The 11,487-nt window shown below is 49.7% G+C and carries 12 protein-coding genes; 2 read left to right on the top strand and 10 right to left on the bottom strand.

The window, feature by feature from the left end; translation table 11 throughout:
- Positions 1–1,255 (bottom strand): MFS transporter (locus tag ACI351_RS04040; protein ID WP_439733976.1); only part of this gene is annotated, 1,255 nt, incomplete at its 3' end.
- A gap of 164 nt (positions 1,256–1,419) precedes the next feature.
- On the opposite strand from ACI351_RS04040, the gene ACI351_RS04035 reads away from it, so the two are divergent.
- Complete coding sequence (locus ACI351_RS04035; protein ID WP_439733975.1) at positions 1,420–1,914, top strand: YajQ family cyclic di-GMP-binding protein; 495 nt, start codon at positions 1,420–1,422, stop codon at positions 1,912–1,914.
- Positions 1,915–1,923: 9 nt separating this feature from the next.
- Positions 1,924–3,183, top strand: coding sequence for a tetratricopeptide repeat protein (locus ACI351_RS04030; protein WP_439733974.1), 1,260 nt, complete (start codon positions 1,924–1,926; stop codon positions 3,181–3,183).
- A 44-nt stretch (positions 3,184–3,227) separates the two neighbouring features.
- Here the strand turns inward: ACI351_RS04030 and ACI351_RS04025 are convergent, their stop codons facing one another.
- The 9 genes from ACI351_RS04025 to lpdA form a co-directional block, all read right to left on the bottom strand.
- Complete coding sequence (locus tag ACI351_RS04025) at positions 3,228–3,698, bottom strand: type IV pilin protein (RefSeq protein ID WP_439733973.1); 471 nt, start codon at positions 3,696–3,698, stop codon at positions 3,228–3,230.
- Positions 3,699–4,327: 629 nt separating this feature from the next.
- Entirely contained in the window at positions 4,328–4,717 is a 390-nt protein-coding gene (locus tag ACI351_RS04020; protein ID WP_439733972.1) for an SEC-C metal-binding domain-containing protein, read from the bottom strand.
- Between the two features lie 18 nt (positions 4,718–4,735).
- Positions 4,736–5,296, bottom strand: coding sequence for an ATP/GTP-binding protein (locus ACI351_RS04015; RefSeq protein WP_439733971.1), 561 nt, complete (start codon positions 5,294–5,296; stop codon positions 4,736–4,738).
- A gap of 3 nt (positions 5,297–5,299) precedes the next feature.
- Positions 5,300–5,869 carry an ATP/GTP-binding protein gene (locus ACI351_RS04010; protein ID WP_439733970.1) on the bottom strand — a complete coding sequence of 190 codons (570 nt, stop codon included), beginning with the start codon at positions 5,867–5,869 and terminating at the stop codon, positions 5,300–5,302.
- A complete protein-coding gene (locus tag ACI351_RS04005) occupies positions 5,859–7,130 on the bottom strand; it encodes a peptidoglycan DD-metalloendopeptidase family protein (protein ID WP_439733969.1) in 1,272 nt (423 codons plus the stop codon). Before ACI351_RS04005 ends, ACI351_RS04010 begins: the two co-directional genes overlap by 11 nt.
- Positions 7,131–7,169: 39 nt before the next feature.
- Complete coding sequence (locus ACI351_RS04000) at positions 7,170–8,087, bottom strand: phosphate acyltransferase (protein ID WP_439733968.1); 918 nt, start codon at positions 8,085–8,087, stop codon at positions 7,170–7,172.
- 36 nt (positions 8,088–8,123) lie between these two features.
- Positions 8,124–9,242 carry a butyrate kinase gene (buk, locus tag ACI351_RS03995; protein WP_439733967.1) on the bottom strand — a complete coding sequence of 373 codons (1,119 nt, stop codon included), beginning with the start codon at positions 9,240–9,242 and terminating at the stop codon, positions 8,124–8,126.
- A 39-nt stretch (positions 9,243–9,281) separates the two neighbouring features.
- Positions 9,282–10,013, bottom strand: a complete 732-nt coding sequence (locus ACI351_RS03990) for an RNA methyltransferase (RefSeq protein ID WP_439733966.1) — start codon at positions 10,011–10,013, stop codon at positions 9,282–9,284.
- Positions 10,010–11,365: a dihydrolipoyl dehydrogenase gene (gene lpdA / locus ACI351_RS03985; protein WP_439733965.1), complete on the bottom strand. Its 1,356-nt coding sequence runs from the start codon at positions 11,363–11,365 to the stop codon at positions 10,010–10,012. Before lpdA ends, ACI351_RS03990 begins: the two co-directional genes overlap by 4 nt.
- Positions 11,366–11,487: the final 122 nt, after the last annotated feature.

Genomic DNA, 11,487 nt, shown 5'->3' with positions numbered 1-11,487 from the left:
AATATCCCGCAAAAATAAACCAGGATTCGCTCCAGCCCGTCATAATCGCGCTGGATACGTCCGCCGGATACACTTCGCCCGCGGGCAGGAAACCGTGCGCGGCAGTGTAAGCGTTGATGTGGACGTTGACGAGTTTGTTAATCGCCCACTGGGCGCCCAGGGTGCCGATCATTGCACCAAAGCCGTTGGTCATCAGCATAAACACGCCCTGCGCACTGGAGCGGATAGACGGATCGGTTTCCTTATCTACATACAACGAACCGGACACGTTAAAGAAATCAAACGCCACACCGTACACAATCATAGAGAGAATCAAAAGCACAATCCCCACGCCCGTAGACGGGTTGCCCACGCCAAAGAACCCAAAGCGCAGCACCCAAGCCAGCATGCTGATAAGCATGACTTTCTTAATACCAAAGCGTTTTAAGAAGAACGGAATCAGCAAAATACACAGCGTTTCGGAAATTTGGGAAAGAGAAATAAGCGCGTTGGCGTTGTTCGCCCCCCAAGATCCGGCAAACCCCATCAGCGAGTTAAAACCGTTGATAAACGGGTTGGCGTACGCGTTGGTAATCTGCAAAGACATACCGAGAAGCATAGAGAAAATAAAGAAAATCGCCATCTTTTTCTGCTTAAACAGCGCAAATGCTTTGAGCCCCATTGCTTCGGCCAAGGTTTGGGCTTTGGTCTGACAGGTGGGGCAGGCGGGCAGCGTAAAAGAATACGCAGCCAAAATTACACCCAGCGCGGCGGAAAAATACCACTGTACATAGGAATTTTGGAAACCTGCAAAGTTAGTGGTCAGCATCGCGCAGATAAAACCTACCGTGCCGAACACGCGAATCGGTGGGAACGAGGAAACCGTATCCAAGCCGGATTGGCGCAGCGCCGTATAAGCCACGGAGTTGGAAAGAGCCAGCGTCGGCATATAAAAAGCCACGCTAAACGTATAGCATCCGAATACTGCCGCCAAACTGATAACAGGCAACGAACCGAAATACGCCGCAGCCGCCATCCCCGCCGCAGCCAAAAAGTGACAAATACCCAACATCTTTTGGGCGGGAATCCAACGATCCGCCACAATGCCGATTACCGCCGGCATAAAGAGGGAAACAAATCCCTGTACGGCATAAAACCAGCCGATGTTTTCCGCAAGTCCAGCTCCGGCCAGAAACGCACCCATAGACGTCAGGTACGCACCCCACACGGCAAACTGGAGGAAGTTCATTACGGTCAAGCGAATTTTAATGTTCATAATTTTTAGCGCGCCGGAGAGTCATCCGGCGGAAACGATACAAGTATCCTCCGTGGAATTAAGCGCGCGGGTGCGGCAAGCGCGGCGCCGCGCGCCGCTAAAACCATTGTACAAAAAAAGCTATAATAATAGTAAATAAATCCAGCCAACGGAGGTTTTATATTATGGCAGATTACAGTTTTGACGTCGTATCCAAAGTGGATTTAAACGTCATCAGCGAAGCCGTCAGCGCGGCTAATAAAGAAATTACCAACCGCTACGATTTCAAAGGCACCAACTCGTCCATTGAACTCAACCAGAAAGACAACGAGTTAAAACTCTCCTCCAGCGACGAGTACAAGGTAAACACCCTGCGCGATATTATTTTTACCCGTATCGCCAAACGCGGTATTCCGCTTAAAAATATGCAGCCGCAGAAAATCGAATCCGCACTAGGCGGAACCGCAAAACAAACGGTAAAAATCCAACAGGGTATCCCGTCCGACAAAGCCAAGGAAATTTCCAAGGCAATTAAAGACGCCAAACTGAAAGTTTCCGCTTCCATTCAGGGAGACCAGCTGCGCGTATCTTCCAAATCCAAGGATGAACTGCAAAACACGATGGCCCTTTTAAGAAACGGCGATTACGGAGTGGAGCTCCAATTTACCAACTACCGTTAGGACACAAAGATGAAAAAAACCGTATTTTTACTTACGTTGGCCGCTTTTTGCGCGCCTTATTTGCACGCGGCTGACGCGGCGGCGGCTTTGGAATTTTATAAGAAAGAAATCTCCTCTTTTACGGCAGAAAGCAACCGCGAAACCCGTATGGCCGCCAAGTCGCTTGCCGAGGGACTCAATACGTGGGCGACCCAAAACCAAACTTCGCCCGCCGTCAAGGATGCCCTTTTGATGCAGGCGCGGCTTTATTTGCGCGCGCAGGAAAACGGACAGGCGGCGGTCACGCTGTTCCGTCTGCGCCACTTATTTCCGCAAACGGATATGAACTTGCTGACCCCGCTGCTGGCCGACGCCGTTCAGGCCATTCAATCTAACCGCAGAGATCAGGCGGAAAAGCTTTTTACCGCCGCGCTGTCTGACGAAGAACAAACCGCGGCCCAGCGCGAAGCGCAAGCCTTGTATGCGCTGTCCAAACTTGCCGGACGCGAATTTTACGCGCCCGCCGCACAGGCGTTTGAAGCTTTTTTCGTCCGCTATCCCGCTTATGAAGAAAACGATAAAGTGGAACTGTGGTACGGCGATCTCCACCGTGAAAACGGCAACCATCTGGCCGCCATTTTCCAATACAAAAAAGCGGCGGAACTGTACCCGAACACGCCCTACAAAGCGGCAAGTTTGCGTTTAATCGGCGATATTTACGCGGATAATTTGAAGGATACCGCCGCCGCCACAGAGGCCTATACCCGCGTGCTGCGCGAATTTGAAGGCTCCGCCGAAACGGGCATCGTCTACAAACATATGGCTATTTTAGACGAAAACAACAAACAGTACGACGGCGCAATTATCAATTACGACAAAGCCATCGAACTGCTGGGCGCCACGCCCGCCGCGTACGAAGCCTACCGCGGCAAAGCCGACGTTTACGCCAAAACGAAAAATTTTGAAGCCGCGTATAACACGCTGCACCAAACGGCCGCGCTGTTTGGCGCGGATGAAGAAAAATCAACATCGTCTTTGCGCGCAGCGGCCAAAATCGCAAAAAAACAACTGCGCGACCAAACCAAATATATCCACTCCTTGGAAAAAGCGTTGTTAGCGCACCCGTCCGGCCCCAATGCCCCCCAATTAATGTTTGATTTAGGGCAGGCGTATGAACAGGCCGGCAAGAATGTACAGGCCGTGGAAACGTATAAAAAGCTGATTATCAATTACCCCACGGACAAACTTTCTTCCCGTGCGCAGGGCAGATTAAATAAATTGACGAAATAACAGGTTTACGGAACTAAAAACCCGCCCTAAAAAGAGCGGGTTTTTTAATTTAACGGATAACGAATAGTCTCCGAATGAGACTTCTCCCCAGACCTGCCCGCCAAACTGCGGCATAAACAAGCGCCTTTTTTCGACGATTCAACATGAACACAAATCCACTTGTCCGGGTATACTAAATCCAACCAATACTCCCCGCGAAGAGAAGAAATTTGCATATGAAAATCCATACTATTGTATAAATAAAACCGAAAATCAGAACAGTATATTACATCATTTTTGGTCTCATCCTCCACCCGACACGGCGCATTAAAATCCAGCTGGGAAAAATCATTCGTATACACGCCGTTGGCCAGTTTATACACCTCTTGCGCCTGCCCGATACTGCGCCCCAGCGCATACGCTTCCGCCAGCCGCGCTTTTTCCACCGCCAATTCATATTGCGGCAGCGCTACCGCCGCCAATATGCCAATGATTAAAACGACAACTAACAATTCTATTAACGTAAAACCTTTCATTTTACCGTCATCCCAGACGCGGTTCCGGGATCCAGTCTGTTGATTAGATGTTGTTTTCTTTTGATATGGATTCTGAAACAAGTTCAGAATGACACCTTTAAATTTTTTCATTTCATATCTTCCCCATTAAAAAAGTTATCCTGAGTCTGGCAACCCGCAGGGCCTCAGAATCTACCGCTTAAACTATAAAAGGGAGAACCCGTAATCCTGCGGGCCGCCAAATACTACGGGATGATCTTATCGTATCAAAAAAAAAAAACGAATCAACCCCTGGCGGCGTGCAGCGTCCGGGTGCAGGCTCTTACGGGATGACGCAACACTAGTGTAAGCGTTCAAAAGCAACGAACCGCAAAGAGATTTTCTTTGCGGTTCGTGCGCTATTTAAAGTTAACATCAGCCGTTACTCAAACGCCGTGCAGTATGGAATAACATTACGTTACTTCGGCTGCTAAATCAGATTTGCGCTAAATTTGCGTTGCCAGTTGCCCAAGGAAGTACTGTTAGGTACGCCGAGTGGCAAGGGAACGCAAAGTTAGCCAAATGTGGAAAATGGTTGCCCGTAAAAGCAACAACGGATAAGAAATTTCTTTCTTATCCGTTATGCGCAAATTGCAAGTTAATACCAGCCCTTACTTACCGGCTCCACAGCACTTTTTATACTTCTTTCCGCTCCCGCACGGGCACGGGTCGTTGCGGCCGATTTTCGGCCCTTCGTGTACCACCGTTTCCACTTTGGCGGGCGCACCGGCCTGTTCGGAACGCAGTTCGGCTTCGTGCTCTTTCATCCACTTTTTCATCTGGCGGATGCTTTTAAAGTCCACGCCGTCTTTTTCCATGCGTTTGGCAATATCGATAAAGCGTTTTTTAATTTCGGGGTCCTTTAACTTTCCCTTAATTATAGCCGGAAGAGAATCCAACTCGCGCTCGATACGCTGCTCAATAGATTCTTTTTTAGCGGGTTTTTCGGACGCAGCGCGGGTAGCGGAGGCGTCTTTTTTCTTAAACGGATTCCAAATCATTTCAAGCTCCTGTACTTATTAGGAAATTAATTTTTCCACAAAATTTTTGATAATTTCCGCTTTTTCAAAATAATGTTTTTCACGCGGAACCACCAAGCGGTTGGGGTGTTTTTCCCAAATTTTTAAGATTTTATCATCTATTTCAAACGCCTGCTGCAAGTTTTCGGTGCGGACGTTGGTGGCCTGGTAGAAATCTTTTTCGGGCGGCGGAGACAAGTGAATGACCGCGTCGTAGCGGGCCAGTTCCGCTTCCAGAGAGCTTTCCATCGCTTCAAAAAAATTCTCCGGTCCGTACGGCCAATAAACGGCACCGTCAATAGAGCCGCGGTCGCACACCATTACTTTGGCATCAGAAGTTCTTTCGGCCAGTTCTTCCAGTTGGTGGACGGTATAGAAAATAATGTTCTGCGCGTGTTCAATATGCACAGGGCTGTTGTCTTTGCGCGGGAATCCGCCGCTGTAAATCAGCGTGGCGGCTTCCTGCACGAGCGCGATTTTGTTGCCGAACGTCTCTTTCAAAATGGAAAGAGCCGTGGTTTTGCCGCCGCTGGGGCCGCCGGTTAAAACGATTTTTTTCATAGGTTATCCTCTAATAATTTTTTCTACAAAATTTTTGATGGCTTCCGCTTTTTCAAAAAAGTGTTCTGTACCGCCGATAATCATACGGTTGGGATGTTTCTCCCAAATTTTTAGAATTCTGCGGTCAATGGCAAAGGCTTCGTCCAAATTTTCCGTACGCACGTGGGTGGACTGGTAAAAAGCCGGATTGGACGGCGGGGACAGGTGAAGTACCGCATCGTAACGGGCTAGTTCCGCGTCCAGCGTGGTGCCCATATGCGCAAAAAACGCTTCCGCGCCGTCGGGCCAATAGACGGCTGCGTCCACGGTGCCGCGGTCGCACACAATCAGCTGGGCGTCGGACGATTTTTCCGCCAAACTTTCCATTTGTTTCGTGGCAAAGAAAATAATGCGCTGGGCCGCTTCAATATGGGGCCGGCTGTTGTCTTTGCGCGGAAATCCGCCGCTGAAAATCAGCGTAGCGGCTTCGCGCACCAGTTCCACTTGCGGGCCGAATGTTTCTTTTAAAACGGAAAGAGCCGTCGTCTTACCGCTGTTGGGACCTCCAGTAAGAGCGATTTTTTTATGCTTCATTGGATTCCTCCGGATCGGCTGGTTGGGATGACTTTTTAGCCGCATCCAATTCCTTTAAGTATAGCACTTTTAATTCTTCAAATTCTTCACGCTTATCTTTGGGTACGTCACGCACTGCGGAATTACGGTTTTTCATCTTTAAAAAGTCTACAAATTGATTCTTTTCTTTAATGCGGAAATCCAAGTGCGGCCCCGTGGAAAGCCCCGTACTGCCTACGTAGCCCACCGTCTGCCCCTGTTTTATTTTTGCGCCGGTCTTTACACCTTTGCCGTAGCTTTTTAAATGGCCGTACATCGTGGTGTATCCGTTGGCGTGCTTCAGTTCCACAAAGTTGCCGAATCCCCCTTTTTTCCCCGCGAATTTGACAGTACCGTCCGCCACCGCCTGCACGGGGGTCCCCATCGGAGCAGCGTAATCGATACCCAAATGCGGGCGGCGAATTTTTAAAATCGGATGCAAGCGCCCGTATGAAAAACGCGACGAAATACGATAATTGCGAAAACTAATAGGCGACTTTAAGAACATTTTTTTGCTCATTTTACCCGTTTCATCGTAAAAATCATCCTCGAAGTAAAACGCGTACGTAGTACCGTACATTCCTTTATAACTGGCGGCTAACAGATCCTGACTGGTAATCTCACCTGATGCGGTATAATTTTCTTCCCATAGAGCAGCGTATTCGTCACCGGTGCGGGTATCGGTATTAAAATCAATCGTCCAAGAAAAAGCATCCGTAAAATCCAAAATAAGCGGAACTTGCAGTCCGTCCGACAGCATCGCATTAAACAGCGAGCTTTCAATGGTTCCCGCGGCAGTTTTTATGCGCGTTTTGATTTCCACGTCACTCACGCCCGCCACCAGCGAGCCTTCCACATTCGCTACATAATACCGTTTGAAACCTTGCGTCAGCACCAAAAGCACAAACTGCCCGCCTTCCACAGATAGCGAATATACATCGTTTTTTTGAAGCTTGCGCGTATCCACCACGGAGGATAATTTGGCGACAATCTGGGCAATATTCTGATTGGAAAGCCCCGCTTCCTGCAACGCTACATAGACGGGTTTCTGCCCAACGGTATATTCCTGTACCGGAATTTCACGTGTGCGCTGGTTTTCACGCTCCAACTCATTTTTATGGTGCGTAATTTGAAGTGCCACCACGGTTGCTACGGCGATGACGGCAAGCGTCAGCACGTAAAACAGGATATCGTGGTAACGGCGGTAATGTTGGTTTACAAACGTTAAAATCCGGTTTTTCATACACAAAATTCGGGGCGGTTTTACCCGCCCCGACAATAACTATTTTTGATCTTTTAAATACGAACAGAGCGCGATGGCGTTAAGCTTTACTTTCGGGTCATCGGCGCGGGACGGTAAAATAACCGGAATTTTCGGTCCCACCAAAACGGCTGCGGCTTCCATACTGTCCCCAAAAAAAGCCAAAGCTTTATAGAGCGGGTTAGCCGCGTCCAAATCCGGCAGCATTAAAATATCGGCGTCGCCAGCTACAGTTTTGCCTTTAATGCCTTTTTCGGCCGCTTTTTCAGCGGAAAGGGAAATGTATAAATCGTATGGACCTTCCACAGTACATCCAGTGATTTTGCCTTCGGCGTTCATTTGCGCGAGGGCGGCGGCGTCCACGGTGGAGGGAATTTTCTCGTTTACTTTTTCCACGGGGCATACGCAGGCCACTTTCGGATTTTCAAGACCGAGTTTGTGCATCGTATTGACCGCGTTTTGAATAATTTTGGCTTTCTGCTCCAAGGTCGGCGCGATGACAACGGCAGAATCGGTTACGGCAAACGGTTTTTTATATTTGGGCGTGCTGAATAAAACAAAGTGTGACAAAAGCGCACCTTCCGGCACCAGATGGGCTTCTTTGTTCAGAATCGCTTTCATATAGTATTTGGTGTCAACGAGGCCTTTAATCAAAAAGTCGCCTTTTCCGGCTAAAATTTGGTCTACGGCCAGTTTGCACATTGTGGGAACGTCGTCGCAATCGATAAATTCGAATTTACATTCGTCAAGTCCGGCTGCGGCCACCATTTCTTTCACGGCAGCAACAGGCCCAATTAAAATTCCGTGGGAAATAAGCCCGTTCTCATCGGCCATTTTAATGGCTTCCAAAGCTTCTTTGTTATTGGCGCCCGGAACGACGACGCGGTTGGATTTGCCTTTTACTTGGTTAATCAAATCCGCAAAACTTGTGAATTTCATTTTTCTTTCTCCTTACTGCTAATGATAAAATAAATTTTATACGTATTCCTGCACAATTTTCGGGTTCATAAGCGCACGGCGCGCCGCTACGCGAAGGGCGTCTTTTTCTTCACTGCCCGGGAACACATACATCGGTGCAATCCACCCCACATAACGGCCAATTTCCTGCGGGATATATTTACTGTGCATCAGCCCGCCGGTAAGCGCGATAAAATCAACTTTACCTTCCAACACCACAGCCATAGAGCCGATATATTTGGAAATTTGATAAATCATCGCATCCTCGGCCAGTTTGGCTTCCTGCCGCGTACAAGTAATCAGCGACCCCGGGCGTTTTTCTCCGGTACGGATAAATTCTTCCAAATCTTTCACGTCGGACGTACCCGTATAGGCTACAAGGCCTCCTTTGCCGCGCAGTTTTAACCGCATATCGCGCAGCGAATACTTGCCCGAAAAACACATCTGCACCAAACCCGAAGACGGCACTCCGCCGCTTCGCTGAGGAGTCATTGGGCCGTCCCCCTCATAGCCGTTATTGACGTCCACCACCTTACCCTTTCGGTGCGCGCCTACTGTAATTCCGCCGCCGCCGTGGCAGACAATGCAGTCCACTTCTTCATACGGCTTTCCCAGCTTATCTGCAATTAAACGCGCCACGCGTTTTTGGCTTAACGCGTGGAAAATGGAAATGCGCGGATTTTCCGGCATACCCGAATAGCGGGCCACAGGCTGCAGTTCGTCAATGACCACAGGGTTGGCAATAAAACTGGGGCATCCGGCATACTGGGCGATTTCCCGCGCCAAAATCCCCCCCAAATTACTGGGGTGGATACCGCCGTAGCGGCCGGATTCCAAATCCCGAATCATTTTATCGTTGACGGCGTATACGCCGCCTTCCACGGAACGGATAAATCCGCCGCGGCCGATGACCGCGTCAATTTCTTTCAGCGGAACTTTATGGTCCAACAGATAATCCAAAATCAGTTTGCGGCGCAGCGGAAGCTGCTCGGTAACGTTTTTGCCCTCGTAAGGCTCCAGATCGGTTAAGGAATAGCGCACGGTAACTTCAAACACGGGCTTTTCGCCCCGATAATAGCCAATATCATCCGAGGTGGAACCCGGATTGATGACGAGAATATTGTAGTCCGCGCGCATAACGGCCCCCTTTGCGTATATTTATATTTTAACAAAATATCAAATCTTTGACTGACCGATTTCCGGTAAAAGCGCGTTAAGTTTATCCGCCAGTTTTTTAAGAAAAAACAACTGATCGCGCGTAAGCGGATGGCGTGAAAGCGCGCCGCGCAAAAAAGCTTTGCGCTGGGAAACCGTCAAATCCGCACGCAAGGCCGCTTTTTGGCATAATGCTTCGGCCGCGGCGATAAAAATTTCCCGTTGTGCGTCCGTGGCGGGAGCTTCTTCTCCGCCCGCACTGCGAAGCGGCTTAAAATCCGGACGGCGGGAAAGCTCGTAACAACACAAAATAACCGCCTGCGCCAAATTAACCGACGGCTGTTTGGCCGAGGTAGGAATATTCAAAACTGCGTCGCACCGTGCAATATCTTCGCCCGAAAGCCCGCTTTTTTCGTTTCCGAACACCAAGGCAGCAAGCCCTTGCGGGACCGTTTGCAGCCGTTCGTTTAAATGCGGCAGAGGCACCACCTCTTGATCCATCCGGCGGTTCCTTATCGCCGTAGAAGCCAGCGAAAAATGCGTATCGGCTAAGGCTTCGTCTAACGTGTCAAACGTACGGGCGTTTTGCAAAATATCACTTACGCCCACCGCGCTGACGGCTTCGCGCCAGACGGGCGCATAGGGTTCTACTACGCGCAGATCGGAAAGACCGAAATTTCCCATTGCCCGCGCCGCGGCCCCGATGTTGTTGGGGTCGCGCGGGCGGACAAGTATAATGCAAAACCGCATCATCTGGACATTGCCTCCCCGATGGATTCGGCAAACGTCGGGTGGGCAAAAATCACTTCTTTAAGCTGGGAAACCGTCATCTTGGCCGCAAGCGCCACGCTTAACACGTGTACCAATTCAGACGCACACGACCCGACCAGCGTTCCACCCAAAATAAGACCGGAAGAAGCGTCCTCAACGATTTCAAAAAATCCTTCCGTTTGCTCCTGCGCCACGGCGCGCCCGTTGGCAAGCAGAAAAGCCCTGTGCGTTTTTATGGGAATACCTTTTGATTCCGCGGCGGATTTGGTAAGCCCCGCTGAAGCAATCTCCGGCGACGTATACACGGCACGCGGAACGGAATTGTTGTCGTAAACAACGGGAACACCACACAAATTGGAAGCTGCCGTTTCCCCTTGCCGCGTGGCGGCGTGGGCCAGCTGAAAAAGTCCGTTTATGTCGCCCACGGCATAAATATTGTTTTTCAGCTGCAGCGTTTGCGGATTGACGCTTACGCCCTTGCGCGTCCATTCTACGCCGATATTTTCCAGTTTAAGTGCACTTAAATCCACCGCACGCCCGATAGCTGCGAGTACAGTTTCAGCCGTTAAAACCTGTCTGTCCGAAAGCGTGATTTGAAATCCGCCGTCCGTATGAACGGCAGCAGACGCGCTAAGCCCCAAATAAAATTTTACGCCGCGTTTGCTAAGCGCTTGAAAGAGCGCGCGCGACGCGCTTTCTTCTTCTGAAGGCAAAATACGCGGCTGCATTTCCACCACAGAAACTTCCACGCCAAGCGCGCTTAATAAATCGGCAAATTCACACCCAATAACGCCGCCGCCTACAATGACCATTGTTTTAGGGAGCAAAGGCATATCAAAGATATTGGAATTATCGTAAATTTGACCCTTCAGCGCGTCAAACGGCGGCGGATAAAATGATTCCGAACCGGCGGCTAAAATCACGCCGTCACACGCGAGGTCGCGTTCGCCGTCTGCGGTTTGTACGGCAACCGTATGTTCATTTTTAAACGACGCCGTCCCTTGAATAACTTCCACTCCTGCTTTTTTGAGCAGCATTCCGACACCTTGCGTCAGCCTGCGCGCGGCGGCTTGCTCTCGGGCTTTGATTTTTTGCCAATCCGGCACACCGGCAAACGCAGGGCTCTCCTCCGTACATAACGCACTTATCCCGCGCGCGGTTTGAAAACGGTGCGCTGCATCCAACAACGATTTGGACGGTATGCACCCGCAATTTAGACATACGCCACCCAGTTTATTTTTTTCAATTAACGTAACTTTTGCACCCAGCGACGCAGCTTTTAAAGCCGCCGGATAACCCGCAGGGCCTCCTCCAATCACTACAATGTTTTTCATATACCCCCCTTTCGCCATACGGCGTTTTGATTATACCTATTGTAGCATTAAAAACGGTATAATAAAAAAATGAAACTCCCCGGGCTCACGCCCGGGGTTTCTTTTCATCCGAACAATTCCAT

Origin of the sequence: Candidatus Avelusimicrobium sp. (genome assembly GCF_051874775.1) — a bacterium.
In the GTDB taxonomy this organism is placed as follows: Bacteria; Elusimicrobiota; Elusimicrobia; order Elusimicrobiales; family Elusimicrobiaceae; genus Avelusimicrobium.
Note: the sequence above shows the minus strand (reverse complement) of the source record. Positions and strands in the feature narration are given on the sequence as shown.

Excerpts from the sequence above, each read along its gene's own strand:
- ACI351_RS03990 (WP_439733966.1), bottom strand. The coding sequence starts at position 10,013 with ATGATGCGGTTTTGCATTATACTTGTCCGCCCGCGCGACCCCAACAAC.
- ACI351_RS04010 (WP_439733970.1), bottom strand. The coding sequence starts at position 5,869 with ATGAAGCATAAAAAAATCGCTCTTACTGGAGGTCCCAACAGCGGTAAG.
- ACI351_RS04005 (WP_439733969.1), bottom strand. The coding sequence starts at position 7,130 with ATGAAAAACCGGATTTTAACGTTTGTAAACCAACATTACCGCCGTTAC.
- ACI351_RS04030 (WP_439733974.1), top strand. The coding sequence starts at position 1,924 with ATGAAAAAAACCGTATTTTTACTTACGTTGGCCGCTTTTTGCGCGCCT.
- ACI351_RS04000 (WP_439733968.1), bottom strand. The coding sequence starts at position 8,087 with ATGAAATTCACAAGTTTTGCGGATTTGATTAACCAAGTAAAAGGCAAA.
- ACI351_RS04020 (WP_439733972.1), bottom strand. The coding sequence starts at position 4,717 with ATGATTTGGAATCCGTTTAAGAAAAAAGACGCCTCCGCTACCCGCGCT.
- ACI351_RS04025 (WP_439733973.1), bottom strand. The coding sequence starts at position 3,698 with ATGAAAGGTTTTACGTTAATAGAATTGTTAGTTGTCGTTTTAATCATT.
- ACI351_RS04015 (WP_439733971.1), bottom strand. The coding sequence starts at position 5,296 with ATGAAAAAAATCGTTTTAACCGGCGGCCCCAGCGGCGGCAAAACCACG.
- lpdA (WP_439733965.1), bottom strand. The coding sequence starts at position 11,365 with ATGAAAAACATTGTAGTGATTGGAGGAGGCCCTGCGGGTTATCCGGCG.
- buk (WP_439733967.1), bottom strand. The coding sequence starts at position 9,242 with ATGCGCGCGGACTACAATATTCTCGTCATCAATCCGGGTTCCACCTCG.
- ACI351_RS04035 (WP_439733975.1), top strand. The coding sequence starts at position 1,420 with ATGGCAGATTACAGTTTTGACGTCGTATCCAAAGTGGATTTAAACGTC.